Below are 24,139 nucleotides of genomic sequence, written 5' to 3'. Positions count from 1 at the left end.
CTCAGCCCAGAACAGCGAAGATGTCGTCTTCCTTCACCACCAGGTAATCGGTGCCGTCCAGCTTCACTTCCGTGCCGCTGTACTTGCCGAACAGGACCTGGTCGCCCACCTTCACCTTCGGCGCGCGCACGTTGCCGTTGTCCAGCACCTTGCCTTCGCCCACGGCGATGACTTCGCCCTTGATCGGCTTCTCGGTGGCCGAGTCGGGGATCACGATGCCACCGGCGGATACTTTTTCTTCTTCGGTACGCTTGATGACCACGCGGTCGTACAGCGGCTTGATATTGCTCATTTCAATCCTCGTTAAGTGATTGATTGCACTGGGAAAGGGGCGGCGATGTTAGCACTCCCACCGGGAGACTGCCAACGCCGCGGGCACAAAAACCCGGCCAGGCCGGGATGCACCGGATGTTGGGGTGGCCGGCGGCGTTTCAAGGGGCGGACGCGCAAATCGCGCCCAGGCCGGCCGGCGCGGGTCTGCGATAATCCCCCGCTCATGTCCATCCGCCTGGTCCTGTCCACCTGCCCCGACGACGCCACCGCCCAGCGGCTGGCGCGGACGCTGGTGGAAGAACGGCTGGCCGCCTGTGTCAGCGCCCTGCCCGGCGTGGTCTCGACCTATCGCTGGCAGGGCCGGGTGGAGCAGGCCGGCGAGGTCCAGTTGCTGATCAAGACCACGGCCGACCGGCTGGACGCGCTGACCGCGCGGCTGGGCGAGCTGCACCCGTATGAACTGCCCGAGATCCTGGCGGTCGAAGCCGACGGCCTGCCCGCCTACCTCGGCTGGGTGGCCGAACAGACTCACGAGGAACCCTGACCCGATGCCGCTGCGCGTGCTGCTCCTGCTGTTGTCCTGTGCGCTGTTTCTCGGCGCGTTCCCGCCGGCGGCGCGTGCCGCCATCACCCAGGACGACCTGCTGCCGGTGGACGAAGCCTTCGCGCTCACGGCCACGGCGCCCAGCCGCGACCGCATCGAGATCCACTGGAAGATCGCCGACGGCTACTACCTGTACCGCCACCGCACCGGCGTGGAAGCCGACGCCGGTTTCGCCGCCCGGCCGCTGCAACTGCCCCCGGGCAAGGCGTACCGGGACGAATTCTTCGGCGACGTGGAAACCTACCGCGACCAGTTGGCGGCCACCCTGCCCGGCCGCGCCGAGGCCGATGCCGCCTCCGTCACTCTGAAGATCAAGTATCAGGGCTGCGCAGACGCCGGCATCTGCTACCCGCCGCAGACGCGCACGCTGACCGTCGCGCTGCCTGCCGCCGAAGCCGGCTTCGTGCCGCTGGGTACGCCCGCGCTCGCCGGAGGCGGGTTGCTGGGCCAGGGGCCGGGCGGCGCGGTGGACGAACTGCCGCTGCCGGCCGAACAGGCCTTCGCCTTCGAGGCCATCGCCTTCGACGGCGACCAGTTGCTGCTGCGCTTCACCCCGGCGCGCGGCTACTACCTGTATCGCGACCGCACCTCGATGGCGCTGGAAGGCGCGCCCGGCATCGCGTTGCAGGCGCCACGCTGGCCCAGGGGCGTGCCGCACCGCGACGAACACTTCGGCGACGTCACCGTGTATTTCGACCAGGCCGAAGTGCCGGTGCCGCTGCGGCGCGAACATGGCCGCGCGGCGGACGCGACGCTGCGGGTGACGTTCCAGGGCTGCCAGAAGGACGGCATCTGCTATCCGCCGATGACCCGGCGGGTGAAGCTCTCGATTCCCGCCGGCACCACGACGCCCGCCGATGCGCCGGCCACGGTTCCGGCGCAGCTGATCGAGCCGTTGCCCACCGCGACCATCGCGGATGCACCGGCGGATGCACGCCCCGCCGAAGAAACGGCGCCGGCGGAAGCCGCCGCGATACCGGCCGAAGTGGAACGCACGCGGCCGCCCGAAGAGGTGCTGGAACGCGCCCAGCGCGGTCCGACCACGCTGCTGGCCGCCTTGGCGCTGGCGCTGCTGGGCGGCCTGATCCTGAACCTGATGCCCTGCGTGCTGCCGGTGCTGTCGCTGAAGGCGCTGTCGTTGGCCGAGAGCGGGCGCAGCGGCGGCCATGCCCGGCAGAGCGCGCTCTGGTACACGGCCGGCGTGCTGGCCAGCTTCGTCGCCGTGGGCGCGCTGGCGATCGGACTGCGCGCCGCCGGGCAGGCGCTGGGCTGGGGCTTCCAGTTGCAGCAGCCCTGGGTGGTCGGGCTGCTGGCCTATGTGATGTTCGCGGTGGGCCTGAGCCTGTCGGGCGTGTTCGCCGTGGGTTACCGGCTGGCCGGCGCGGGCCACGGACTGACCCGGCGGAGCGGACCGGCCGGCGATTTCTTTACCGGCGTGCTGGCGGTGGTGGTGGCCAGCCCCTGCACCGCGCCGTTCATGGGGCTCGCGCTGGCGTATGCGTTCACCGCGCCGACGCCGCTGGCGCTGCTGGTGTTCGCGGTGCTGGGCCTGGGGCTGGCGCTGCCGTTCCTGCTGATCGGCTTCGTGCCGGCGCTGGCCGACCGACTGCCCAAGCCGGGACCGTGGATGGTGACGCTGAAGCAGGCGCTGGCGTTCCCGATGTACCTGACCGCGGCATGGCTGCTGTGGGTGCTGGGCAAGCAGCGCGGCATCGACGCGGTGGGCCTGGCACTGGTCGGGCTGGTAGTGCTGGCGCTGGGGCTGTGGTGGTTCCAGCGCCTGCAACTGCGCTCGGCGCCGCTGCAGCGCGCGCTGGCCGTTGCCCTGCTGGCGGCCTCGCTGGCGCCGCTGGCGCTGGCGCACCGGCTGCCGCAGGAAGCGCGCACCGCCGTCGCGAATGAAGGCGAGGTGGCGTATTCCGCCGAACGGCTGGCCGCGCTGCGCGCGGAAGGCCGCATCGTCTTCGTCGACATGACCGCGGACTGGTGCGTGACCTGCAAGGCCAACGAGAAGGCGGTGCTGGACAAGTCCGCCTTCCGCGACCTGCTGGCCTCGCACGACGCCGTGATGATGACCGGCGACTGGACCAACGTGGACCCGGCCATCACCGCCTTCCTCGAAAGCCACAGGGCCGTCGGCGTGCCGCTGTACGTGGTCTATCCGCGTGGCGGTGGCGAGGGCGAAGTGCTGCCCACCGTGCTGACCCACGACCTGGTCGCCCAGGCACTGGCGCGGGCGGCGCGATGAAGGCGACGACCCCACGCATCCTGCTGGTGGCCGCACTGGCGGGTGGGCTGGGGCTGCTGGCCAACCTGTGGTTCGACGGCAACCCGCTGTGGCGCAGCGCGCCGGGCGAGCGAGCCCTTCACGCCGCGGTCAACGCCACCGCGCCGGCGCCTCCCGCGGGCGTCACGCCCGCCGGCATCGGCGACCCGATGCCGGCCATCGCGCTGCCCGGACTGGACGGCGAGATCGTCGATCTGGGCGGCCACTACCGCGGCAAGCGGCTGCTGATCAATGTCTGGGCCAGCTGGTGCGGCCCCTGCGTCGAGGAGATGCCGGAGCTGGAGCGCTTCGCGCAATCGCAGGGACCGGATGGCGTGCAGGTGGTCGGACTGGCGCTGGATACCCCCGAGGGCGTCCACGACTTCCTGTCGCGCGTGCCGGTCGGCTACCCGATCATGCTGGATACCCCCGGCCCGGCCGACGCCAGCGTGTGGCTGGGCAACGCCAAGGGCGTGCTGCCTTATACCGTGCTGGTGAGCGCCGACGGGCGCATCGTCCGGCAGAAGATCGGGCCATTCCGGCACGGCGAGATCGGCGACTGGGCGAAATGACTGTTCGGCGGCCAACGTCGCCGAACTTGCAGGCTTTCGCCACGCGCAAGCGGTCGCGAAGTCACTGTTCGATGGCGTCGCACGCCGGGAAAGCCCCACAGGCCACCGATCCCGCGTGATCGCCGCCAAGATTCAAACACTCGCTTAAAACGAAGCAAACTTCGGCGAACTGGACAGCATCGACGGCTTGCCGCAGACTGCCGCCCTTCCGCTGGAGGCGCGAATGGCGAAACTGCTGGTCCTGCATGGCCCCAACCTCAATCTGCTCGGCACGCGCGAGCCGGAGGTCTATGGCCGCACGACCCTGGCCGACATCGACCTGTCGCTGGCGGCGCAGGCGCAGGCCGCCGGCCACCAGCTGGAATCCTTCCAGTCCAACGCCGAGCACGCCCTGGTCGACCGCGTCCAGGCCGCCCGCACGGACGGCACCGCCTTCATCCTGATCAACCCGGCCGCCTTCACCCATACCTCGGTCGCGCTGCGCGACGCGCTGGCGGCGGTGGCCCTGCCCTTCATCGAAATCCACCTGTCCAACCCGCACACCCGCGAGCCGTTCCGCCACACCAGCTATTTCAGCGACAAGGCGGTCGGCGTGGTCTGCGGCTTCGGCGCCGACAGCTACCGCTACGCCCTGGACGCCGCGCTGGCGCGGGTGGCGGTCGCATGACATACGGCACGTCGCTCCGACGCGGCGGCTGAGCCGCCCGCACCGCTGGCGCCCGGCGCCGCGCACCCCCTTTCCACCGCTGCATTCACTGGTACGAGGCCCCTATGGATCTCCGCAAAATCAAGAAACTGATCGACCTGCTGGAAGAGTCGAACCTGGCCGAAATCGAGATCAAGGAAGGCGAGGAATCGGTCCGCCTGGCGCGCACGCCCAAGGGCGGCTACGCGGTGCCGGCGCCGGTCGCCCAGGTCGAGGCGCGCGCCGCGGCGCCGATGCCGATGAGTTCGCCCACCGAAGCCTCCACCGGCGGTTCGGCCAAGCCGAGCAGCAACCTGCCCGACGGCCACGTGGTGCGCGCGCCGATGGTCGGCACGTTCTACGCCTCGCCATCGCCGGACAAGCCGGCCTTCGTCAGCGTGGGCCAGGCCGTGAAAGCCGGCGAGACGCTGGCCATCATCGAGGCGATGAAGATGTTCAACCCCATCGAGGCCGACGTGTCCGGCACCGTGCTGTCGGTCCTGGCCGAGAGTGGCCAGCCGATCGAATTCGACCAGCCTCTATTCGTGATCGGCTGACGCCAATCACGACGGGATTCGGGATTCGTGAATCGGGATTCGGAAAAGCAGCGGCCGCATGAGCGCCTGGAGGTCTGGCGCGATGCGATGGCGCTTGTCGAATCCGTCTACCGGTTCACCGCCACATTTCCCGATACCGAGCGTCTCGGCCTGACCATGCAACTGCGCCGCGCCGCCGTCAGTGTCCCGTCAAACATCGCCGAGGGCGCCGCCCGTCGCTCGACCGCCGACTACCTGCGCTTCCTGTCGATAGCGCGGGGCTCACTGGCGGAAATCAGTACCCAGATCGAAATCGCGCGGCGGCTCGGGTTCATGGAGGCAGGCAAGGCCGCGGACGATCTCGTGGACCGCACTTTCGCCCGCCTCAATGCCCTGATCCGCTCGCTCGACATATCGCCGCGCAACGTCCGCGAGACGCCTGCGCTTTACGAATCCCCTATCCCGAATCCCGAATCCCATGCTCGATAAAGTCGTCATCGCCAACCGGGGCGAGATCGCGCTGCGCATCCTGCGCGCCTGCCACACCCTGGGCATCCGCACGGTCGCGGTGCATTCCACCGTCGATCGCAACCTCAAGCACGTGGCCATGGCCGACGAGTCGGTCTGCATCGGCCCCGCGCCCTCGGCCGAGAGCTACCTCAACATCCCGGCGATCATCGCCGCGGCGGAAGTCACCGACGCGCAGGCGATCCACCCGGGCTACGGCTTCCTGTCGGAGAACGCCGACTTCGCCGAGCGCGTGGAGCAGTCCGGCTTCGTCTTCATCGGGCCCAAGGCCGACACCATCCGCCTGATGGGCGACAAGGTGGAGGCGATCCGCGCGATGAAGGCCGCCGGCGTGCCCTGCGTGCCGGGCAGCGGCGGGCCGCTGGGCGACGACATCGTGGCCAACACCAAGATCGCGCGCGAGATCGGCTACCCGGTCATCATCAAGGCGGCCGGCGGCGGCGGCGGGCGCGGCATGCGCGTGGTGCACGCCGAGGCCGCGCTGGGCAACGCCATCGCCACCACCAAGTCGGAAGCCAAGGCCGCCTTCGGCAACGGCGAGGTCTACATGGAGAAGTTCCTGGAGAATCCGCGCCACGTGGAGATCCAGGTGCTGGCCGACGGCCAGGGCAACGCCATCCACCTGGGCGAGCGCGACTGTTCGATGCAGCGCCGCCACCAGAAGGTGGTGGAGGAAGCGCCCGCCCCCGGCATCACCGACGAACAGCGCGCCGAGATCGGCAAGGTCTGCGTGGAGGCCTGCCTGCGCATCGGTTACCGCGGTGCAGGCACGTTCGAATTCCTGTTCGAGAACGGCCGCTTCTACTTCATCGAGATGAACACCCGCATCCAGGTCGAGCACCCGGTGACCGAGATGGTGACCGGCGTCGACCTGGTGGTCGAACAGCTGCGCATCGCCGCCGGGCACAAGCTTTCCATCAGGCAGAGCGACATCGTGCTGCGCGGCCATGCCATCGAGTGCCGCATCAACGCCGAGGACCCGGAAACCTTCATGCCGCATCCGGGCCTCATCCAGCATTTCCACGCCCCCGGCGGCGCCGGCGTGCGCGTGGACACGCATATCTACGAAGGCTACCGCGTACCGCCGAACTACGACTCGATGATCGGCAAGCTGATCGTGCACGGCCCCGACCGCGACACCGCCATCGCGCGCATGCGCGTGGCGCTCAGCGAGATGGTGGTGGACGGCATCAAGACCAACATCCCCCTGCAGCAGCGCATCATGCGCGACCAGGGCTTCCAGGCCGGCGGGCAGAACATCCACTACCTGGAAAAGCGCCTGGCCGAACGCAAGAACAAGAACATCGCGCTGGTCTGACCGGAACTGGGGCGGGCCGGCCCGATCGGCGTACGCGGAAAAACGAAGGGCCGGGAGATCGCCCTCCCGGCCCTTCTTCATGCATGGGTCCCGCCGCCCGCGGCGCGATCCCTCAGCGATCCGGCGATGCCTGCTGCGTGCCCTTCACCGGCACCACGCCCAACGGCGAGGACGGATCGGTGACGCGCACCATCTCCGATGAGCCGTCCGGCCACACCACCTTGATCGTGCTGCCCGGTGCCAGCGTGGAGAACGGCGTGCCGCTGCGCGCGCGGTAGATCGCCGCCACCTGCGCCGCGCCCAGGCGTCGCGCGTCGTCGGGCAGGTGGATGGTCATGTGCGCCACGCGCGTCAGGTCGCGGTATTCGGGCGCACGCGTCTCGATCACGATGGCCGTCGCGGCGGCGGCATAGGCCACCACCACCAAACCCCAGACCAGGAGATTGGCTCCCGGGCGTGTGTGCTTGTACTTCATCCGTCCACTCCTGCGTGGGACAGCAATGTGTCCACCATGTCGTCAACCTTGTCGCCACCCTGCCGCGGCACGCCGGCGTCGCGCGCGAAGGTGGGGAAATCCTGCGATTCGTCCCGCGAACAGATCCCGCCGTTCACGCAGTAATTCGTCATCATCGAACCGTCCGGGCTGCAGTCCATGCCCAGCTTGCACGAGGCGATGCGCCAGGCGATCTCCGACAGTTCGCTGCCCGACACCTCGCCCAGCGTGTCGCGTCGCGCGTTGCCCGCCGTGCCCATCGCCGGCGCGATGGCGACGAAGGCGAAGGGGTCGCCCGAGTCCAGCACGCGCTCGACCAGATCGCGCCGGTAGCCATCGTCGTCGCGCAGCGGCTGGTCCATCGCCAGCAGCGCCGCCTCCGCCGCCAGGCTGCCGGCATTGGCCGCCTGCACACGCTGGGTGACGATCTTCGGCGACGAGAAGCCATCCTGCGGCACGAAGCGTCCGCAACGCTGCTGCACGCGCTGGCGCGCCGACAGCATCGCACCGCCGCTGGACAGGCCCAGCCGGGCGATGACCTGGGTGTCCCGCGCATAGCCGGCGGGATCGGCCGCGTAGCCGGCGCAATAGTCCTGCACCAGACTCAGCAGCCACATCGCATCGGCATCGCCTTCGGCCGCATGCGACAGCAGCGCCTGCGAATACGCGAAGAGATCGTTGCTTTCCTCGAACCCGCGCCGCATGGGAGACAGCGAAGACCCCGTGCGCGTCACCGCCGGCAGGGCCCGCGCGACGGGCATCGGCGAGATGGCGTGAGCGGCCACCATCATCGGAGCGGCGTCCGCCGGCTCGGCCACGCGCGGCGCGGCCTGCCCGGCATGGCGCAGCGGAATCCACGCCAGCACACCCAGCAGGCCCAGCAGCGCGATCGGCAGCAGCGGCTTCCGGGTCATGACCGGGCATTATCCCGGCGAGTTCCCGACCTTTCAATGCAACGCGGGCGCGTTCGGCCCGCCACGCCCGCCTTTCGTCACCTGAACGCGGCAGGCGCCCGGGAAACCGCATGCGACAATTGCCGCCCGCATTTTCTGCACCGCCCCGTCGCCATGCCCTACCTGGAACTCACCCTGCGCTGCACCGAAGCCGAACAGCCGCGCTACGAGAACGCGCTGGAGGACGTGGGCGCGCTGTCGGTCACGCTGCTGGACGCCGATGCGGATACCGGCAACGAGAACGCGATCCTGGAACCCGGCGTGGGCGAGACGCCGTTGTGGAAGGCGCTGGTGCTGACCGCGCTGTTCGCCGACGACACCGATGCCTTGCTGCTGCTGGCGGCGCTGGAAGCCTTCGATCCCGGCCTGGACTGGACGCAGGCGAGTTTCCGCACCGTGCAGGACGAGGACTGGGAACGCGCCTGGCTGGACCAGTTCAAGCCGATGCGCTTCGGCGCGCGTACCTTCATCGTGCCGTGGAACCACGAGGTGCCCGGGGAAGCGCGTGGCGATGCCGCCATCGTGCGCCTGGACCCGGGCCTGGCCTTCGGTTCCGGCACGCATCCCACCACCGCGCTGTGCCTGCGCTGGCTGGACGCATTGGCCAGTGAAGGCCGGCTGGCCGGCGCGCGGGTGCTGGATTTCGGCTGCGGCTCGGGCATCCTCGCGCTGGCGGCGCTCAAGTTGGGCGCGCATTCGGCCGTCGGCGTGGACAACGACCCGCAGGCCCTGCTGGCCACCGCCGACAACGCCGAGCGCAACGAGGTGGGGGAACGGCTTTCGGTGCACCTGCCCGAAGACGAGCCCGTCGCCACCTATCCCGTGGTGGTCGCCAACATCCTGGCCTCGGCGCTGGACGCGCTGGCCGAGACGCTCGCCTCGCGTGTCGCGCCCGGTGGCCGCATCGCCCTGTCCGGCATCCTGAAGGGACAGGAGGACGAACTGCTGGCGCGCTACGCCCCGTGGTTCGATGCGCTGGCGGCCACGCAGGACGGCGACTGGATGCGCATCGACGGCGTGCGCCGCTGACGGACGCGCTCCCCGTCGTGGGTCACAACACGGCCCCGCACCGGCGTGATTGAATAAGGCCATGTTCGCCGCCTGTCCGCACTGCCAGTTCCTGGTCGCCCAGCATCCGCAGACCCGCGCATGGCCGCCGGTGTGTCCACGTTGCGGCCGCGCCATCGCGGACGAGGGCGTCGATGCGCCGGTCCCACCGCCCAGCCTCGCCGCCTACCTGCATCCCGCGGATGGCGTGGAACAGGCGGACGGCGCCGCCGTGCAGGCGCGCGATACGCGGGATGGATCGTCCGGCACCGATGCCGTTGCCGATGGCGGCATCGCCGATCCGGTCGGCGGCGATGCGGTGGATGCGGTGGATGCACACGACGCCGTCCATGCGGTTGAGGCGCAAGCGACTCCGCAGGCACGGGAAGAAGAAACCGACGCAGCGGCGGATGCCATCCCCACCGCCGCTGCGCCCGGCGGGCCAGCGGCGCCTTCGGCTGCGGTCGCCCCTGTCCGCGCGCGCGCCGCCGCGACACCGCGCTTCACCCGCGCCCCGCGCACCACCACGGTGCATGCACGTGCCGCGCGCTGGCAATGGGGTGCCCTGGCCGGCCTGTCGTTGCTGTTGTGCCTGCAGGTGATATTGGCCGACCGCGACCGCCTTGCCGCGCAGGCCGCCTGGCGGCCCGTGGTGTCGGCCCTGTGCGGCGCATTCGCCTGCGACGTGCCCACCTGGCGCGAGCCTGCCGCCTTCGCCATGCTCAGCCGCGACGTGCGGCCCATACCCGGCGCGCCCGGCACGCTGCAGGCGCAGGCGACCTTCCGCAACGATGCCCGCTGGACGCAGGCCTGGCCAGTGATCCTTCTCACATTGAAGGATGCCGACGGCCGCACGCTCGGCGCGCGCGCGCTGCAGCCGCAGGATTACCTGGCCGGCGCGGAACCCCAGGCCGGCATCGCCCCGGGACAAAGCGCGCAGGTGGCCGTGCGCGTGCGCGAGCCCAGCGCCAACGTCGTCGCGTTTTCATTCGACTTTCGCTAGGGCCTGTTAACGCCATGGGGACAGGTCACGTTGCCGTTGCCCAGCCCCGGTTCATCAAAAAACCGGATGCGCGCGCCGCGATCAGGCGCTAGACTCGTCCCCCCGCCGAAAACCGACAAGCAGAAGGCGGGCGTCAGAAACCGTGGCATCAGGGGACCTGTGTGAACGCTGCCTCCACCCGTCAGGACACTCCACGCGGCACGCAGAGGCCGCCGCTCCGCGAGCATGTCGCGCAGTCCGTGCGCCGCTACCTGCGCGACCTGGACGGTTGCGACGCCGATGACGTGTACGAGATCGTGCTGCGCGAGATGGAGATCCCGCTGTTCGTGGAAGTGCTGAACCACTGCGACGGCAACCAGAGCCGCGCCGCCGCCATGCTGGGCATCCACCGCGCCACGCTGCGCAAGAAACTGAAGGACTACGGGCTGGCCTGAGCACCGGCTCCGCCGGAGCGGCCCGCTATAATGCGCGTCTCCGTTCCGCACTCCCTTCCCCGATGACCTCTGATCCGAAGCCCGTGCGCCGGGCGCTGCTGTCCGTTTCCGACAAGACCGGCCTGGTCGAACTGGCCCAGGCTTTGGCCGCCCGCGATGTCGAACTGCTGTCCACCGGCGGCACCGCGAAGGCATTGCGTGACGCCGGCCTGTCCGTGCGCGACGTATCCGAGGTCACCGGGTTCCCGGAAATGATGGACGGCCGCGTCAAGACGCTGCACCCGATGGTGCATGGCGGCCTGCTGGGCCGCGCTGGCCTGGACGATGCGGTGATGGCCGAACACGGCATCGGCGCGATCGACCTGCTGGTGCTGAACCTGTATCCGTTCGAGCAGGTCACCGCGAAGGCCGACTGCACCCTGGCCGACGCGGTGGAAAACATCGACATCGGCGGCCCGGCGATGCTGCGCTCGGCGGCGAAGAACTTCGCCCGCGTGGCGGTCGCCACCGACCCCTCGCAGTACGCCGGCATCGCGCGGGAACTGGAAGAGAACGATGGCGCGCTCTCCGCGCAGACGCGCTTCGCGCTGTCGGTGGCCGCGTTCAACCGGGTGGCGCAATACGACGCGGCGATCAGCAACTACCTGTCCGCCGTGCGCGATCCCGACGCGCTGGTGCCCCCGCGCGACGAGTTCCCCGCGCAGATGAATTCCACCTTCGTGAAGGTGCTGGACCTGCGCTATGGCGAGAACCCGCACCAGTCCGGCGCGTTCTACCGCGACCTCGGTCCGGTGCCGGGCACGCTGGCCACGTTCCAGCAACTGCAGGGCAAGGAGCTGAGCTTCAACAACCTGGCCGACGCCGACGCGGCATGGGAATGCGTGCGCCAGTTCGACGCGCCGGCCTGCGTGATCGTCAAGCACGCCAATCCCTGCGGCGTGGCCGTCGGCGTGGCCTGCGGCGACGCCTACGAGCTGGCCTACGCCACCGACCCGACCAGCGCCTTCGGCGGCATCATCGCCTTCAACCGCACGCTGGACGCGGCCACGGCGAAAGTGATCCTGGACCGCCAGTTCGTCGAGGTGCTGATCGCGCCCGGCTACGAAGAAGGCGCGCTGGACTACGCGAAGAAGAAGGCCAACGTGCGCGTGCTGAAGATCCCGCACGGCGCCGGCCTCAACAACTACGACAGCAAGCGCATCGGCTCGGGCCTGCTGCTGCAATCGTCCGACAACCGCGGCATGACGCTGGACGAATTGAAGGTGGTGACGAAACGCGTGCCGACCGACGCCGAGCTGCGCGACCTGCTGTTCGCCTGGCGCGTGGCCAAGTACGTCAAGTCCAACGCGATCGTCTACGCGAAGGACAACCGCACCATCGGCGTGGGCGCGGGCCAGATGAGCCGCGTGTATTCGGCGCGCATCGCCGGCATCAAGGCCGCGGACGCCAACCTGCAGGTCGAAGGCTCGGTGATGGCCAGCGACGCCTTCTTCCCGTTCCGCGACGGCATCGACGCGGCGGCGCAGGCCGGCATCAAGGCGGTGATCCAGCCCGGCGGCTCGATGCGCGACGGCGAGGTCATCGCCGCCGCCGACGAGCACGGCCTGGCGATGGTGTTCACCGGCGTGCGCCACTTCCGCCACTGATCGCGACGCGCCATGTGGATCCGCGCCGAAACCGCCGCCGACCATGACGCGATCCGCCGCGTGACCGAGGCGGCGTTCGCGGGCGCGGAACACGCCTCCGGCACGGAAGCGCGCATCGTCGACGCGCTGCGCGAGGCGGGTGCGTTGCGCCTGTCGCTGGTCGCCGACATCGACGGCCGCATCGCCGGGCACGTCGCGCTGTCGCCGGTGACGCTCGACGACGGAACCGGCGGCTGGTACGGGCTGGGACCCGTCGCCGTCGATCCGCGCGACCAACGCCACGGCGTGGGCGGCGCGCTGATCCGCGCCGCGCTGGCGGAACTGCCGGCGCTGGGCGCGCGGGGCTGCGTGGTGCTGGGCGATCCTGGCTACTACACGCGCTTCGGTTTCCGCCAGCACACCACGCTCCGCTATCCCGAAGCGCCGCCCGAATATTTCATGGCCCTGTCGCCGGACGATACGCTCCCGCAGGCCCGCGTCGCCTACCACCCCGCATTCTCGGTCGCATGAAGCGGCCGTCCTCTCTCCAGGAGTCGTCACCATGAAAGTCCTCGTCATCGGTTCCGGCGGGCGCGAGCACGCGCTGGCCTGGAAACTGGCCCAGTCGCCGCGCGTGGACGAGGTGATCGTCGCCCCGGGCAACGCCGGCACGGCGACGGAGGCCAAGTGCCGCAACGCGGCGGTGAAGGTCGCCGACATCGAGGGCCTCCTGCGGCTGGCGCAGGACGAAGGCGTCGCGCTGACCGTGGTCGGCCCCGAGGTGCCGCTGGTGGCCGGCGTGGTGGACCGCTTCCGCGTCGCCGGCCTGCGCATCTTCGGCCCCACCGCCGCCGCCGCGCAGTTGGAAGGCAGCAAGGCCTTCGCCAAGGATTTCCTGCATCGCCACGGCATTCCCACCGCGTTCTATTCGGTGTTCACCGACATCGATCCCGCGCTGGCCTACATCGCCGAGAAAGGCGCCCCCATCGTGGTGAAGGCCGACGGCCTGGCCGCCGGCAAGGGCGTGATCGTGGCGACGACCCGCGAGGAAGCCGAGGCCGCCGTGCGCGACATGCTGTCGGGCAATGCGTTCGGCGATGCCGGCGCGCGCGTGGTGATCGAGGAATTCCTGGAGGGCGAGGAAGCCAGCTTCATCAGCATGGTGGACGGCAGGACCGCATTGCCCATGGCGACTTCACAGGACCACAAGCGCGTCGGCGACGGCGACACCGGCCCCAACACCGGCGGCATGGGCGCGTATTCGCCCGCGCCGGTGGTGACTCCCGAGGTGCACGCGCGGGTGATGCGCGAGGTGGTGAATCCCACCGTGCAGGGCATGATCGCCGACGGCACGCCGTTCACCGGCTTCCTCTACGCGGGCCTGATGATCGACGCCAGCGGCGCGCCCAAGGTGATCGAGTTCAACGTGCGCTTCGGCGATCCGGAAACCCAGCCGGTGATGCTGCGCCTGCGATCCGACCTGGTGGACCTGGTGGAAGCCGCCATCGACGGCCGCCTGCACGAAACGGAAGCGCAGTGGGATGCGCGACCGTCGCTGGGCGTGGTGATGGCCGCGGCACCGTATCCGGAATCGCCGAAGACCGGCGACGCGATCGCCGGCCTGGACGACGTGCCGGACAACGCCAAGGTATTCCATGCCGGCACCGCATTGGATGCGGAGGGCCACGTGGTCAGCGCCGGCGGCCGCGTGCTGTGCGTGGCCGCGCTGGGCGACAGCGTGTCCGATGCGCAGCGCAATGCCTATGCCGGTGTCGGAAAGATCCGCTGGACGAACGAATTCCACCGTTCGGACATCGGCTGGCGCGCCATCGCGCGCGAACGCGACCAGGCCTGACCCCTCGCGATCCGTCCGCCGTCCGCGGCGGATGGATCGTGGCCGGATCAGTCCTGCACGAACAGGTCGGCGAACTCGCGTGGCGCGCTGCGCAGGTACTGGGGCGCCACCGTTATCCGGTCGCCCAGTGCGGCGGCGGCATGCCAGGGCCAGCGCGGGTCGTAGAGGATGCCGCGGGCCAGCGCCACCGCATCGGCCTGTCCGTCGGCCAGCACGCGTTCGGCCTGCTGCGGTTCGGTGATCAATCCGACCGCGACCACCGGCATCGACACTTCGTGCCTGATCGCTTCGGCGAACGGCAACTGGTAGCCGGGACCGGCGGCGATCCGCTGGGCGGGGTGCAAGCCGCCGCTGGACACGTGGATGTAGTGGCAACCGCGCGCATCCAGCGCCTTGGCCAGCGCGATGCTCTGCGGCAGGTCCCAGCCGCCTTCGACCCAATCGCTCGCGGAGATGCGGATGCCCACCGCCATCGAGGCCGGCACCGCCGCCTTGATCGCATCGAACACCTCCAGCACCAGACGCATCCGGTTCTCCAGCGAACCGCCATAGCGGTCCTCGCGCTGGTTGCTCAGCGGCGACAGGAACTGGTGCAGTAGGTAGCCATGGGCGGCATGGATCTCGATCAGGTCCAGCCCCAGCTTGACCGCGCGCCGCGCGCTGTCGGCGAACGCCGCCACGATGCCGTCGATGCCGGCCTGGTCCAACGCGATCGGCGGATGCCCGCCTTCCGCGTACGGCAACGGCGAAGCCGATACCGTCTGCCAGCCGTGCGGGTCATCGGGCGGAATGGCGCCGCCGTGATGTTCCCAGGGCCGGTGCGTCGAAGCCTTGCGGCCGGCATGGGCGAGTTGCACGCCGACCGGCGTGCCCGAGTGGCGACGGACGACGGCGAGCGCCTGGGCGAACGCCGCTTCGGTGGCATCGTCCCACAGGCCGAGGTCGGCCCAGCTGATGCGTCCGCGCGCTTCCACCGCCGTTGCCTCGACGATCATCAGGCTGGCGCCCGACAGGGCGAGATTGGGCCAATGGAACGCGTGCCAGTCGGTGGCACGGCCTTCGTCGGCGGAGTACTGGCACATCGGCGCGATGACGATGCGGTTCGACAGGCGCAGCGGCCCGATGTCGAGGGGAGAGAACAGGCGGCTCATGGGGGGAGGTTTCCGGATGGCGGCCGCGGCACGCGCCGCGGCGGAGGGCGCCACTATCCGCCCGGCGCATCCCGCCATCAACGCCATGCGCGGAACACAGTCGGGCGACGGCGCCAGATTTGCTAGGCTGCGCGCAACCCAAGGAGCCCCCATGTCCAGTCACAGTCAGTTCTCGCTGCTGAAACAACGGCGGTTCCTGCCGTACTTCACCGTCCAGGCGCTGGGCGCCTTCAACGACAACGTCTACCGGCAGGCCATCATCGGCCTGCTGATCTTCCTGGGCGCCAGCACCGAGGAGCGCTCGCTGTACGCCATCCTGGCGCCGGCGATCTTCATCCTGCCCTACTTCCTGTTCTCGGCCATCGCCGGGCAGATCGCCGAGAAGCTGGAGAAGCAGCGGCTGATCGTCATCACCACCACGATGGAGATCGCGATCATGTCGCTGGCCGCGGTCGGCTTCCTGCTGCAGAGCATGCCGCTGCTGCTGGTGGCGCTGTTCTGCACCGGGATGCAGTCGACGCTGTTCGGACCGGTGAAGTATTCGGTGCTGCCGTCGATCCTCAAGCCGGAAGAGCTGACCGGCGGCAACGGCCTGGTCGAGATGGGCACGTCGCTCTCGATCCTCTGCGGCATGATCGCCGGCGGGCTGATCTTCCAGGTCGCCGGGGCGCATGGTCCGCAGGCGGCCGCCACCGCCATCATCCTGCTCGCCGTCATCGGCAACGTGGTATCGCGGCTGATCCCGCGCATGGATGCCGGCGCGCCCGAGCTGAAGATCCGCTGGAACCCGATCCCCGAATCGATCGCCGTGCTGCGCATGGCCAGGCAGCAACTGGCGGTGCGCAACGCCATCCTGGGCGTGTCGTGGTTCTGGTTCTTCGGCACGCTGCTGACCTCGCAGTTGCCGGCGTATGCCGAAGTGCACCTCGGCGGCCTCGCAGACTCCGCCACGCTGTACGTGTCCGCGCTGGCGCTGTTCTCCATCGGCACCGGCACCGGCTCGCTGCTGTGCGAGAAGCTGTCCGGGCGCACGGTGGAGATCGGCCTGGTGCCGGTGGGCGCGTTCGGCATGAGCGCGTTCCTGCTGGACCTGTATTTCGCCCGGCCCGGGCCGGCCCCGGTGGGCGGGCTGGAACTGGCGGCCTTCCTGCAGCAGCCCGGCAGCCTGCGCATCATCATCGACCTGGTCGGCATCGGCCTGTTCACCGGCATCTTCGTGGTGCCGCTGTTCGCGTTGATCCAGAGCCGCACGGACAACTCGCGGATGTCGCGCGTGTTCGCCGCGCTGAACATCCAGAACTCCGGCTTCATCGTGCTGGCGGCCATCGCCGGCCTGCTGCTGCAGCGCGTGCTGGGCTGGACCAGCCCGCAGATGTTCCTGGCGCTGGCCGTCGCCAACATCCTGGTGGCGATCTGGATCTTCAGCATCGTGCCCGAGTTCCTGATGCGCTTCCTCAGCTGGCTGGCGGTGCGCGCGCTGTACCGGCTGCGCCTGCACGGCATCGAGAAGAACGTGCCGGACGAAGGCCCGGCGCTGCTGGTCTGCAACCACGTCAGCTACATGGACGCGCTGATCCTGGCGGCGACGATCCCGCGGCCGGTGCGCTTCGTCATGTACTACCGGATCTTCAACATCCCGGTGATGAGCTGGATCTTCCGCACCGCCAGGGCCATCCCGATCGCCGGGGCGAAGGAAAACCCGGAACTGATGCGGCGCGCGTTCGACGAGATCGACGCGGCGCTGGCCAATGGCGAGATCGTCGGCATCTTCCCGGAAGGCGCGTTGACCCGGGACGGCGAGATCGCGCCGTTCAAGTCCGGGATGGAGAAGATCCTGGCGCGGCGCCCGGTGCCGGTGGTGCCGATGGCGTTGAAAGGCATGTGGTCCAGCATGTGGAGCCACCGCGACAGCCGCATGGGCCGCATGCGCGTGCCGCGGCGCTTCCGCGCGCACGTCGAGGTGATGGTGGGCGAGCCGGTGGACGGCGCCACGGCCACGGCGGAGGCGCTGGAAGCACGGGTCAGGGCCTTGCGCGGCGGCGACGCCTGACGCTTCCGCCTCCGCGCGGGCTCGGTTAGGCTATCGGCGGGGATCGCCACCGTCATCGCTTCATCGCCAGCGGCGCACATCCACGCCCGTTCCCGTCTTTCCGGATCACGACATGAGTGCCATGCCGCCGCTGCCCTCGCAGCCAGCCCCGTACATCCCCAACCACCTGGTCTGGGCCATCCTCTCCACGCTGTTCTGCTGCCTGCCGTTCGGCGTGGTGTCCATCGTGTTCGCCGCGCAGGTGGACGGCAAGCGCATGGCCGGCGACATCGCCGGCGCGCAGGAGTCCTCGCGCAAGGCGAAACTGTGGGCCATCGTTTCCGCGGCCACCGCACTGGTCCCGATCACGCTGTACCTGCTGTTCGTGTCCGTGATCGGCGGCGTCGGCCTGTTGGGCGGATTCGCCGGCTGACCGCGGCCCACGCTTCCTCGCATTCCGGAGAATCCGCATGAGCGCCATGCCACCCCTGCCCGACACGACCGTGGGCAACATCCCCAACCATCTGGGCTGGTCCATCGCGGTGACGATCATCGCCGCCGTCGCCACGCTGTGCACCTGCTGCGGCCTGGGCGCCGTGCCCGGCATCGTCGCCATCGTGTTTTCCGCCCAGGTCAACGGCAAGCTGCGCAACGGCGACCCGGAAGGCGCGCGCAATGCCGCGAAAGTGGCCAAGATCCTGTGCTGGGCCACCGCCGGCTTCGCGCTGCTGTGCCTGGTCTATCTGGCCTGGAGCATCCACAGCGCCGGCGGCATCGGCCAGATGGAAAGCATCTTCGAGGAAGCCATGGAACAGGCGCGCCGGCAGCAGCGCTGATCGCGGATGAACATGACCTTCGCGCAACGGGCGGGAATCGCGATCGCGACGCTGGCGGTCCTGTCGCTGGCGGTGGCGGGCGTGTGGCTGTTGCGCACCTTCGATCCCAACGCGCCGGGCAATCCGTTCCCCGCCTGCATGTTCAAGGCGCTCACGGGCCTCTACTGCGCCGGCTGCGGCGCCACGCGCGCGTTGCACGCACTGCTGCACGGCGACGTGCGCGCCGCATTCTCGATGAACCCGCTGTTGGTGCTGGTCCTGCCGGTGCTGCCGGTGCTGACGGCTTGGTCGCTGGGCTGGCGCCCGGTCCGCTTGCAGCCGGCGATGCGCTGGCTGCTGGCGCCGAAACTCTGGCTGGCCCTCCTGCTGGGGTTCTGGGTCCTGCGCAACCTGCCCTGGCCACCCTTCTCCTGGCTGGCACCCGGATGATCCGCATGCCTTCCCCCGGCCCGACTCGCATCCGCGTTATCGTCGCACCCGTCCCCCGCCATTACCAAGACCACCCAAGGAGCAAGAACAGATGAACACCAACACCACTTACGTGCCCAACAACCTGGTCTGGGCGATCCTGTCCACGCTGCTCTGCTGCCTGCCGCTGGGCATCGTGTCCATCGTGTTCGCCGCGCAGGTCAACGGCAAGCTGGCCGCCGGCGACGTGGCCGGTGCGCAGGAAGCCTCCGAGAAGGCGAAGAAGTGGGCCATCTGGTCGGCCGGCGTCGGCATCGCCGTTGTCGTGCTGTACCTGATCTTCATCTTCGCGATGGGCGGCCTGGCCGCGATCCAGCAGTAAGCGCACGCCGGAAGACGGAAGGGCCAGCGCCCGTCCCGGACCACCGGGGCAGGCACTGGCCCTTCTGCTTTCACGGCCTTCCGCATCCGTCGGTCGCGGATCAGCCCACCCAGCCACCGATCACGAACAACGCCAGCACCGCCAGCCACAGCAGCAGGATGCGCCAGACCAGGCTCATCGCATCGCGAAGCTCGGGCAGTTCGCGCATCGCCTGCACCATGCCTTCCTGGGCGTATTCCTCGGCCTCCTCGGCCAGTTCGCATTTCACGCTGGCGCGCGCCGCATGGCCCAGGAACGCCACGTCCGATTGCCAGCGGTCGCCGCGGGCTTCGCGCCAGGCGGTGAACACGGTGTCGAAGTTGCCCACCAGCGCCATCGCCAGCGTCATCAGCTGCGCCACCGGCCAGTTGAGGACGGCGTACAGCGCACGCGCGCCGACACGCGCTTCGCCGGGCAGCGCATGGGAATAGTCGCCCTCGCTGGCCAGTGCGACCAGCCGGTACAGCGCGGCGCCCACCGGTCCCAGCAGCAGGAACCAGAACAGCACGCCGAACCAGCGCGACAGCGCGTTGTGGAAGACCGCCTCGACCAGTGCCGGGCCATCCAGCGCGACCGCGTCCCCCGACAGTCCGAGCCGCGCGATGGCATCGCGGCGCGCCTGCGGGTCGTGCGCATCGACGATCGCCTCCACGTCCACGTCGAGATCGCGCGGACCCCATGCGTAGACCAGCACCGCGATGTCGAACAGCAGTCCGACCAGGCCGAAGACCGGCTCGTCCAGCAGCCATTGCAGCAGCGCCACCAAGGCCAGCAACGGCAGCAGCGCCAACGCGATGCCGTAGCGGCCGTGCCAGAAACCGTCTTCGCCGGACTGGTCGCCCAGCCAGCGCAGCCATGCGCCATACCAGGCGTACTGACGCGCGGACGTGGCCAGTGCGGGCGCCACATGCCCCAGCACCAGTGCGACCACGACGGCGACCAACGTTATGGACATGCGGTTCCTCCATCGCGGATTCTAGCGTGGGCGCGCGTTAACGCCCGGTCTTGGCGGCCGCCGCGCGTCCGTCACGCCGCGCGCGTCCGCATGCCGGCGTGCCAGTGCTCGATCAGCGAGCGGGCGATGGAGATCGAGGGCGACAGCAGCAAGCCCTCGCCATCATCGTTCCCCTCGCGCACGAGCGCGGCGTCGATCTCGGCGAAGGTAAACCAGCGCGCGTCCTCCAGTTCGCCATCGACCTGCGGCGCATCGGGCTCGCCTTCCGCGCTGAAACCCAGCATCAACGCGCCGGGGAACGGCCACGGTTGCGCGCCCAGGTAGCGGCACTGGCGCACACGCACCTGGGTCTCCTCCCGCACTTCACGGGCGACGGTCTGCTCCAGCGTTTCGCCCGGCTCCACGAATCCGGCGATCACCGAATAGCGCCGCGCCGGCCACGACGCCTGCCTTCCCAACAGCAGGCGTTCGCCGTCGCTGACCGCCACGATCACCGCCGGATCGACGCGCGGGTAGTGGTCCTTGCCGCATCGCGTGCAATGGGCGATATAACCGGCGCGGCGGAAGGTGATGTCGCCGCCGCAGGCGCTGCAGAACTTCGTCGAGGACTGCCAGTGCAGCAGCGCGCGCGCCATCGCGAACACGCCCGACTCGAACGCCGGCCAGGCCGCCGCGGCGCGGCGCAGGTCGATCTGCGCTGGCGCCTGCCAGGCCACGTGGGCGGCCTGCGCGGCGAACCATGCCGTGCCGTCCTTCAAGCCCAGGAACAGGCCGGTGCCCGGCCCACCGCCGAGTTCCGCGCCGGTCGGCGCGGACAGGTTTCCCTCGGCATCGGCCAGCGCGCGGCCTTCGGCATCCAGCAACATCACCCGCGCCGCGGGCCACAGGCGCGCCAACGCTCCGGCGTCGTCGCGCAGCGCGTCGGCGCGGTCCAGCGTTTCGCCCGCGAAGGCGAAACCGGTCAGTGCGGGCGGAGAACGACCTGTCACGGAGCGCGGCAGGTGCGGGCTTACATGCTGAAACTGCTGCCGCAGCCGCAGGTGGTCTTGGCATTGGGGTTGCGGATGACGAACTGCGCGCCCTGCAGGCTTTCGCTGTAGTCCACTTCCGCGCCCATCAGGTACTGCAGGCTCAGCGGATCGACCAGCAGCGACACGCCGTCGGTATCCACGGCCAGGTCGTCCTCGGCACGGTTCTCGTCGAACTCGAAGCCGTACTGGAAGCCCGAGCAGCCGCCGCCCTGGATGTAGACGCGCAGCGCCAGCGCCGCGTTGCCCTCTTCTTCGATCAGCTCGCGCACCTTGGCGGCGGCCGAATGGGTGAAGTTGAGCGGCCGGTCGATGGACTGGTAGTCCGGCGCGGCCGACGCAATGGGCAGGGAAACGACGGTGGTCATGGCGAAAGGATGGGGGTTGCCGGGGGCGAGTTCAAGTTAATGGGCGCCGGCGCCTTCGCCGGCCCCGCCCTTGCCCGCGGCCTGGACCCAGGGAAAGGACTGTTCCGTGGCGGCGCCGTTCTGCGGCACCAGCCGGGCGATCACGCGCACCGGCTTGAAACCTTCCGGCAGGAACAGGTCGCCCTCGACCTGCTGGAAGTACTTGAACGAATAGGCCAGGCCCGGGGCGTCGGGCTGCTGGCGCAGGTCCGACCAGGCCAGCCGCTGCAGCTTGTTGCCCTGCGTGCCCTCCACGGACACCAGCAGCCGGCCGGCGTTGACCGCGCCGCGGTTGAGGTTCTGGGTCAGGGTGGCGGTGAAGTGCCAGGTCCGCTCGTCCTGCGGCTGCAGGGTCAGTTCGTGCACCGACAGGCCGCGACGCTGCGCGGTTGCGCCGACGAAACGCTCGTAGAAGGCCACGTCGGCGCGCAGGCCGGCGATCTCCTCGTCGCGCTCGGACAGGGTGGCCTGCAGGTCGCGGTTGGCGTCGCGGCTGATCTGGTCCGAGCGCGCCAGGGTGGCGGCGCGCTGTTCCAGCTCATCGATGCGCTGCTGCTGCGCGCGCAGCTGGGCCGGGGTGGGGGCATCGCCGGTGCCGCCCGCGAACACCTGCCGCAGCCCCCAGCCCGCCGCCAGCAACAGGACCACGGCCAGCAGCGCCAACAGCAGGGGGCGCGCCAGCGGCGGCGGCGGCACGGTGGGCCGAAGGGGCGGGGAATCCATGGCCGCAGCATAGCGCGGCCGGTCTAAGGGGCCTCTGAACGGTCCCCGCCGGACCGCGGCTCAGGCCTCGGCGGCGACCCAGGCTTCCGGCAATGCGGCATCCGCGGCCACGGCGGCGGCATCGGCGTGGATCAGCCGGCCGGTCAGCTGGGCACCGGCGCTCATCTCCACCACCTTGTAGTGCAGGTTGCCCTGCACGCGGGCGTTGGCGGCCAGTTCGATCCGTTCCAGCGCGTGCACGTCGCCGGTCATGCGGCCGTTGATCACCACCACCGGCGCGCGGATCTCGCCCTCGATGCTGCCCTGCTCGGCCAGCGTCACCACCGCGCGCTCGCCGTCCTCGGCCACCACCTTGCCGTGGATGCGGCCTTCCACGTACAGGCCGCCGCTGAACACCACGTCGCCGCGGATGATCACCTGGGGGCCGATCAGGGTGTCGATGGCGCCCACGTCCGGGCGGATCGGCTTGGGGGTCTTGAACTTCATCACTTGCCTCCTGCGGCTGTGGCGGTCTTCCAGTCGAAGGCCTGCTCCACCGCCACGTTCTCACCGTCCAGCGTCACCTTGACGCGCTGGGGGGTGAAACCGCGCGGCAGCATGACGCTGCCATCCAACTGCTGGAAATAACGGAAGGAATATCCCTGCCCCGGCGCGGCGCGCTGCTGGTGCAGTTCGTCCCAGGCGACCGAGGCCAGCTTGCCGTCGCGCACGCCCTCCACGCTGAAACGCATCTGCCCTTCGCTGATGGCGCCGCGGTTGAGGGTCTGGGTCAGCATGATCTGGTAGCGCCAGCTGCCGCCGGACGCGGGTTCGAACTCGGCCACGTGGACGTTGAGGCCCTTGCGCGGGCTGGTCGCGCCGACCAAGCGTTCGTAGAAAGCGACATCGGCGCGCAGGCCGGCGATTTCCTCGTCGCGTTCGGCCAGCGTGGCCTGCACTTCGGCATTGGCCGCACGGCTGATCTGGTCCGAACGGGCCAGCGTGGATTCGCGCTGCTGCAGCGTGCCCAGCTGGGTGCGCGTCTGCTGCAGGGCGACCTCGGCCTGGCGCAGGCGGGCGTCCACCTGCGCCAGGCGCGGGGCGGCCGTGTGGCTGGCCAGCACCCATGCCGCCGCCACCGTGGCGATCCACGCCAGCGCCCATGCCCACCACAGGCCGACCCGGCGGGTCCTCTGGCGCGGCACGATCTGGAAGCGGGACGGGGAATGCGCGGGCATTGCGGAGATGCGGCGCGCCTGCGGCTCAGCCAGCAGCCAGTCGGGACGCCTATACTCGCCGAGTCAACAGGGCCGCTGAGTCTAAAGGGAATCGCCGGCATGTCCGAAGCACATCTTTTCGTAATTGGGATCCTGTTGGCATGGATGGCCGGGATCCGGGTCTACCTGACCGTGTTCGGTCTGGGACTGGCCGGCGCGCTGGGCTGGCTGGACCTGCCGCCCGCCCTGCAGGTCACCCAGTCCTGGTGGGTGCTGGGCACCTCGGGCGCATTGGCGCTGACGGAATTCTTCGCCGACAAGATCCCGGGCGTGGACTCGGGCTGGGACCTGTTGCAGACCCTGGCGCGGGTGCCGGCGGGCGCCTTCCTGGCCGCCGCCACGCTGTCGCCGGACGGCCAGCTCAGCGGCGGCGCGCTGGCCGCCGGTGCCGGCGTCGCCTTGACCAGCCACCTGCTGAAGAGCGGCTCGCGCGCGCTGATGAACACCTCGCCGGAGCCGGTCAGCAACTGGACCGCCTCGGTCGCCGAGGACGCCGTGGTGGTCGGCGGCCTGTCGCTGGCCTTCGCCTACCCCTGGGTCGCGTTGTCCATCGTCGTCGGCGTCTCCGTGCTGGTGGCGCTGATGGTGTGGTGGGTCTGGCGCAAGCTCTCGCGCGGCCTGAAGCGCATGTTGCAGCCGTCCCCGGTGGGCGCCTCCACGCCCACCACGACCTCCGGCCCGTGACACCCGCCACCGCATCGGGGATGATGGGCCTGCCCAGACCCGTGAACTT

Annotated in this window: 29 protein-coding genes; 19 read left to right on the top strand and 10 right to left on the bottom strand. The window is 69.8% G+C overall.

The window, feature by feature from the left end; translation table 11 throughout:
• Position 1: 1 nt before the first annotated feature.
• Complete coding sequence (gene groES, locus AAD027_RS14110; RefSeq protein ID WP_341726656.1) at positions 2 to 292, bottom strand: co-chaperone GroES; 291 nt, start codon at positions 290 to 292, stop codon at positions 2 to 4.
• 204 nt (positions 293 to 496) lie between these two features.
• Here groES and cutA point away from each other — a divergent pair, with 204 nt between their 5' ends.
• The 7 genes from cutA to accC all read left to right on the top strand — a co-directional run bounded on the left by cutA (position 497) and on the right by accC (position 6,782).
• On the top strand, positions 497 to 817 hold the full coding sequence (gene cutA / locus AAD027_RS14105; protein ID WP_341726655.1) for a divalent-cation tolerance protein CutA: 321 nt from the start codon (positions 497 to 499) through the stop codon (positions 815 to 817).
• A 4-nt stretch (positions 818 to 821) separates the two neighbouring features.
• Positions 822 to 3,125, top strand: a complete 2,304-nt coding sequence (locus tag AAD027_RS14100; RefSeq protein ID WP_341726654.1) for a protein-disulfide reductase DsbD family protein — start codon at positions 822 to 824, stop codon at positions 3,123 to 3,125.
• Positions 3,122 to 3,715: a TlpA family protein disulfide reductase gene (locus AAD027_RS14095; RefSeq protein ID WP_341726653.1), complete on the top strand. Its 594-nt coding sequence runs from the start codon at positions 3,122 to 3,124 to the stop codon at positions 3,713 to 3,715. The genes AAD027_RS14100 and AAD027_RS14095 overlap by 4 nt, the downstream gene beginning before the upstream one ends.
• 223 nt (positions 3,716 to 3,938) lie before the next feature.
• Positions 3,939 to 4,382, top strand: a complete 444-nt coding sequence (gene aroQ / locus AAD027_RS14090) for a type II 3-dehydroquinate dehydratase (RefSeq protein ID WP_341726652.1) — start codon at positions 3,939 to 3,941, stop codon at positions 4,380 to 4,382.
• A 104-nt stretch (positions 4,383 to 4,486) separates the two neighbouring features.
• Complete coding sequence (gene accB / locus AAD027_RS14085) at positions 4,487 to 4,957, top strand: acetyl-CoA carboxylase biotin carboxyl carrier protein (protein ID WP_341726651.1); 471 nt, start codon at positions 4,487 to 4,489, stop codon at positions 4,955 to 4,957.
• 27 nt (positions 4,958 to 4,984) lie between these two features.
• On the top strand, positions 4,985 to 5,425 hold the full coding sequence (locus tag AAD027_RS14080) for a four helix bundle protein (RefSeq protein ID WP_341726650.1): 441 nt from the start codon (positions 4,985 to 4,987) through the stop codon (positions 5,423 to 5,425).
• Positions 5,415 to 6,782 (top strand): acetyl-CoA carboxylase biotin carboxylase subunit, encoded by a 1,368-nt coding sequence (accC, locus tag AAD027_RS14075; protein WP_341726649.1) that lies wholly within the window; start codon positions 5,415 to 5,417, stop codon positions 6,780 to 6,782. Before AAD027_RS14080 ends, accC begins: the two co-directional genes overlap by 11 nt.
• Positions 6,783 to 6,894: 112 nt before the next feature.
• Here the strand turns inward: accC and AAD027_RS14070 are convergent, their stop codons facing one another.
• The gene (locus AAD027_RS14070) at positions 6,895 to 7,257 is read right to left on the bottom strand and encodes a hypothetical protein (protein ID WP_341726648.1); all 363 of its coding nucleotides are present in this window, start codon (positions 7,255 to 7,257) and stop codon (positions 6,895 to 6,897) included.
• On the bottom strand, positions 7,254 to 8,189 hold the full coding sequence (locus AAD027_RS14065; RefSeq protein WP_341726647.1) for a hypothetical protein: 936 nt from the start codon (positions 8,187 to 8,189) through the stop codon (positions 7,254 to 7,256). The genes AAD027_RS14070 and AAD027_RS14065 overlap by 4 nt, the downstream gene beginning before the upstream one ends.
• A 153-nt stretch (positions 8,190 to 8,342) precedes the next feature.
• On the opposite strand from AAD027_RS14065, the gene prmA reads away from it, so the two are divergent.
• The 6 genes from prmA to purD all read left to right on the top strand — a co-directional run bounded on the left by prmA (position 8,343) and on the right by purD (position 14,192).
• Positions 8,343 to 9,257 carry a 50S ribosomal protein L11 methyltransferase gene (gene prmA, locus AAD027_RS14060; RefSeq protein ID WP_341726646.1) on the top strand — a complete coding sequence of 305 codons (915 nt, stop codon included), beginning with the start codon at positions 8,343 to 8,345 and terminating at the stop codon, positions 9,255 to 9,257.
• A 61-nt stretch (positions 9,258 to 9,318) separates the two neighbouring features.
• A complete protein-coding gene (locus AAD027_RS14055; RefSeq protein ID WP_341726645.1) occupies positions 9,319 to 10,278 on the top strand; it encodes a DUF3426 domain-containing protein in 960 nt (319 codons plus the stop codon).
• Between the two features lie 161 nt (positions 10,279 to 10,439).
• The gene (fis, locus tag AAD027_RS14050) at positions 10,440 to 10,712 is read left to right on the top strand and encodes a DNA-binding transcriptional regulator Fis (protein ID WP_341726644.1); all 273 of its coding nucleotides are present in this window, start codon (positions 10,440 to 10,442) and stop codon (positions 10,710 to 10,712) included.
• Positions 10,713 to 10,774: 62 nt separating this feature from the next.
• The gene (gene purH, locus AAD027_RS14045) at positions 10,775 to 12,358 is read left to right on the top strand and encodes a bifunctional phosphoribosylaminoimidazolecarboxamide formyltransferase/IMP cyclohydrolase (RefSeq protein ID WP_341726643.1); all 1,584 of its coding nucleotides are present in this window, start codon (positions 10,775 to 10,777) and stop codon (positions 12,356 to 12,358) included.
• Between the two features lie 12 nt (positions 12,359 to 12,370).
• Positions 12,371 to 12,868: a GNAT family N-acetyltransferase gene (locus tag AAD027_RS14040; protein WP_341726642.1), complete on the top strand. Its 498-nt coding sequence runs from the start codon at positions 12,371 to 12,373 to the stop codon at positions 12,866 to 12,868.
• Positions 12,869 to 12,899: 31 nt separating this feature from the next.
• The gene (purD, locus tag AAD027_RS14035; RefSeq protein WP_341726641.1) at positions 12,900 to 14,192 is read left to right on the top strand and encodes a phosphoribosylamine--glycine ligase; all 1,293 of its coding nucleotides are present in this window, start codon (positions 12,900 to 12,902) and stop codon (positions 14,190 to 14,192) included.
• A 47-nt stretch (positions 14,193 to 14,239) separates the two neighbouring features.
• Here purD and AAD027_RS14030 read toward each other — a convergent pair whose 3' ends face one another.
• The gene (locus AAD027_RS14030; RefSeq protein ID WP_341726640.1) at positions 14,240 to 15,343 is read right to left on the bottom strand and encodes an NADH:flavin oxidoreductase/NADH oxidase; all 1,104 of its coding nucleotides are present in this window, start codon (positions 15,341 to 15,343) and stop codon (positions 14,240 to 14,242) included.
• Positions 15,344 to 15,494: 151 nt separating this feature from the next.
• Here AAD027_RS14030 and AAD027_RS14025 point away from each other — a divergent pair, with 151 nt between their 5' ends.
• The 5 genes from AAD027_RS14025 (at position 15,495) to AAD027_RS14005 (ending at position 18,998) form a co-directional block, all read left to right on the top strand.
• On the top strand, positions 15,495 to 17,393 hold the full coding sequence (locus AAD027_RS14025; RefSeq protein WP_341726639.1) for an MFS transporter: 1,899 nt from the start codon (positions 15,495 to 15,497) through the stop codon (positions 17,391 to 17,393).
• Positions 17,394 to 17,505: 112 nt separating this feature from the next.
• Positions 17,506 to 17,805: a CD225/dispanin family protein gene (locus tag AAD027_RS14020; protein ID WP_341726638.1), complete on the top strand. Its 300-nt coding sequence runs from the start codon at positions 17,506 to 17,508 to the stop codon at positions 17,803 to 17,805.
• A gap of 37 nt (positions 17,806 to 17,842) precedes the next feature.
• Positions 17,843 to 18,208, top strand: a complete 366-nt coding sequence (locus AAD027_RS14015) for a CD225/dispanin family protein (RefSeq protein ID WP_341726637.1) — start codon at positions 17,843 to 17,845, stop codon at positions 18,206 to 18,208.
• A 6-nt stretch (positions 18,209 to 18,214) separates the two neighbouring features.
• Positions 18,215 to 18,637, top strand: a complete 423-nt coding sequence (locus AAD027_RS14010; RefSeq protein WP_425605465.1) for a DUF2752 domain-containing protein — start codon at positions 18,215 to 18,217, stop codon at positions 18,635 to 18,637.
• Between the two features lie 91 nt (positions 18,638 to 18,728).
• Positions 18,729 to 18,998 carry a CD225/dispanin family protein gene (locus AAD027_RS14005; RefSeq protein ID WP_341726636.1) on the top strand — a complete coding sequence of 90 codons (270 nt, stop codon included), beginning with the start codon at positions 18,729 to 18,731 and terminating at the stop codon, positions 18,996 to 18,998.
• 100 nt (positions 18,999 to 19,098) lie between these two features.
• Here AAD027_RS14005 and AAD027_RS14000 read toward each other — a convergent pair whose 3' ends face one another.
• From AAD027_RS14000 to AAD027_RS13975, 6 genes are all read right to left on the bottom strand, one after another.
• Entirely contained in the window at positions 19,099 to 19,992 is an 894-nt protein-coding gene (locus tag AAD027_RS14000) for a hypothetical protein (RefSeq protein WP_341726635.1), read from the bottom strand.
• Positions 19,993 to 20,063: 71 nt separating this feature from the next.
• On the bottom strand, positions 20,064 to 20,981 hold the full coding sequence (nudC, locus tag AAD027_RS13995; RefSeq protein ID WP_341726634.1) for an NAD(+) diphosphatase: 918 nt from the start codon (positions 20,979 to 20,981) through the stop codon (positions 20,064 to 20,066).
• Positions 20,982 to 21,001: 20 nt separating this feature from the next.
• Entirely contained in the window at positions 21,002 to 21,388 is a 387-nt protein-coding gene (erpA, locus tag AAD027_RS13990; protein WP_341726633.1) for an iron-sulfur cluster insertion protein ErpA, read from the bottom strand.
• Between the two features lie 36 nt (positions 21,389 to 21,424).
• Positions 21,425 to 22,150 (bottom strand): DUF6776 family protein, encoded by a 726-nt coding sequence (locus AAD027_RS13985; protein WP_341726632.1) that lies wholly within the window; start codon positions 22,148 to 22,150, stop codon positions 21,425 to 21,427.
• Between the two features lie 60 nt (positions 22,151 to 22,210).
• Positions 22,211 to 22,636 carry a bactofilin family protein gene (locus tag AAD027_RS13980; RefSeq protein WP_341726631.1) on the bottom strand — a complete coding sequence of 142 codons (426 nt, stop codon included), beginning with the start codon at positions 22,634 to 22,636 and terminating at the stop codon, positions 22,211 to 22,213.
• Positions 22,636 to 23,367: a DUF6776 family protein gene (locus AAD027_RS13975; RefSeq protein WP_341726630.1), complete on the bottom strand. Its 732-nt coding sequence runs from the start codon at positions 23,365 to 23,367 to the stop codon at positions 22,636 to 22,638. Before AAD027_RS13975 ends, AAD027_RS13980 begins: the two co-directional genes overlap by 1 nt.
• A gap of 99 nt (positions 23,368 to 23,466) precedes the next feature.
• On the opposite strand from AAD027_RS13975, the gene AAD027_RS13970 reads away from it, so the two are divergent.
• Complete coding sequence (locus AAD027_RS13970) at positions 23,467 to 24,090, top strand: DUF4126 domain-containing protein (RefSeq protein WP_341726629.1); 624 nt, start codon at positions 23,467 to 23,469, stop codon at positions 24,088 to 24,090.
• Positions 24,091 to 24,139: the final 49 nt, after the last annotated feature.

Source organism: Pseudoxanthomonas putridarboris, assembly GCF_038321125.1.
Taxonomy (GTDB): Bacteria; Pseudomonadota; Gammaproteobacteria; order Xanthomonadales; family Xanthomonadaceae; genus Pseudoxanthomonas_A; species Pseudoxanthomonas_A putridarboris.
This window is presented reverse-complemented; position numbering and strand designations above follow the sequence as displayed.

Excerpts from the sequence above, each read along its gene's own strand:
- accC (WP_341726649.1), top strand. The coding sequence starts at position 5,415 with ATGCTCGATAAAGTCGTCATCGCCAACCGGGGCGAGATCGCGCTGCGC.
- groES (WP_341726656.1), bottom strand. The coding sequence starts at position 292 with ATGAGCAATATCAAGCCGCTGTACGACCGCGTGGTCATCAAGCGTACC.
- AAD027_RS13970 (WP_341726629.1), top strand. The coding sequence starts at position 23,467 with ATGTCCGAAGCACATCTTTTCGTAATTGGGATCCTGTTGGCATGGATG.
- purH (WP_341726643.1), top strand. The coding sequence starts at position 10,775 with ATGACCTCTGATCCGAAGCCCGTGCGCCGGGCGCTGCTGTCCGTTTCC.
- aroQ (WP_341726652.1), top strand. The coding sequence starts at position 3,939 with ATGGCGAAACTGCTGGTCCTGCATGGCCCCAACCTCAATCTGCTCGGC.
- AAD027_RS14005 (WP_341726636.1), top strand. The coding sequence starts at position 18,729 with ATGAACACCAACACCACTTACGTGCCCAACAACCTGGTCTGGGCGATC.
- AAD027_RS14100 (WP_341726654.1), top strand. The coding sequence starts at position 822 with ATGCCGCTGCGCGTGCTGCTCCTGCTGTTGTCCTGTGCGCTGTTTCTC.
- AAD027_RS13975 (WP_341726630.1), bottom strand. The coding sequence starts at position 23,367 with ATGCCCGCGCATTCCCCGTCCCGCTTCCAGATCGTGCCGCGCCAGAGG.
- AAD027_RS14000 (WP_341726635.1), bottom strand. The coding sequence starts at position 19,992 with ATGTCCATAACGTTGGTCGCCGTCGTGGTCGCACTGGTGCTGGGGCAT.
- erpA (WP_341726633.1), bottom strand. The coding sequence starts at position 21,388 with ATGACCACCGTCGTTTCCCTGCCCATTGCGTCGGCCGCGCCGGACTAC.
- AAD027_RS13985 (WP_341726632.1), bottom strand. The coding sequence starts at position 22,150 with ATGGATTCCCCGCCCCTTCGGCCCACCGTGCCGCCGCCGCCGCTGGCG.
- purD (WP_341726641.1), top strand. The coding sequence starts at position 12,900 with ATGAAAGTCCTCGTCATCGGTTCCGGCGGGCGCGAGCACGCGCTGGCC.
- AAD027_RS14095 (WP_341726653.1), top strand. The coding sequence starts at position 3,122 with ATGAAGGCGACGACCCCACGCATCCTGCTGGTGGCCGCACTGGCGGGT.
- AAD027_RS14055 (WP_341726645.1), top strand. The coding sequence starts at position 9,319 with ATGTTCGCCGCCTGTCCGCACTGCCAGTTCCTGGTCGCCCAGCATCCG.
- AAD027_RS14040 (WP_341726642.1), top strand. The coding sequence starts at position 12,371 with ATGTGGATCCGCGCCGAAACCGCCGCCGACCATGACGCGATCCGCCGC.
- AAD027_RS14010 (WP_425605465.1), top strand. The coding sequence starts at position 18,215 with ATGAACATGACCTTCGCGCAACGGGCGGGAATCGCGATCGCGACGCTG.
- AAD027_RS14015 (WP_341726637.1), top strand. The coding sequence starts at position 17,843 with ATGAGCGCCATGCCACCCCTGCCCGACACGACCGTGGGCAACATCCCC.
- AAD027_RS14020 (WP_341726638.1), top strand. The coding sequence starts at position 17,506 with ATGAGTGCCATGCCGCCGCTGCCCTCGCAGCCAGCCCCGTACATCCCC.
- AAD027_RS13980 (WP_341726631.1), bottom strand. The coding sequence starts at position 22,636 with ATGAAGTTCAAGACCCCCAAGCCGATCCGCCCGGACGTGGGCGCCATC.
- AAD027_RS14030 (WP_341726640.1), bottom strand. The coding sequence starts at position 15,343 with ATGAGCCGCCTGTTCTCTCCCCTCGACATCGGGCCGCTGCGCCTGTCG.
- prmA (WP_341726646.1), top strand. The coding sequence starts at position 8,343 with ATGCCCTACCTGGAACTCACCCTGCGCTGCACCGAAGCCGAACAGCCG.
- accB (WP_341726651.1), top strand. The coding sequence starts at position 4,487 with ATGGATCTCCGCAAAATCAAGAAACTGATCGACCTGCTGGAAGAGTCG.
- AAD027_RS14070 (WP_341726648.1), bottom strand. The coding sequence starts at position 7,257 with ATGAAGTACAAGCACACACGCCCGGGAGCCAATCTCCTGGTCTGGGGT.
- AAD027_RS14065 (WP_341726647.1), bottom strand. The coding sequence starts at position 8,189 with ATGACCCGGAAGCCGCTGCTGCCGATCGCGCTGCTGGGCCTGCTGGGT.
- cutA (WP_341726655.1), top strand. The coding sequence starts at position 497 with ATGTCCATCCGCCTGGTCCTGTCCACCTGCCCCGACGACGCCACCGCC.
- AAD027_RS14025 (WP_341726639.1), top strand. The coding sequence starts at position 15,495 with ATGTCCAGTCACAGTCAGTTCTCGCTGCTGAAACAACGGCGGTTCCTG.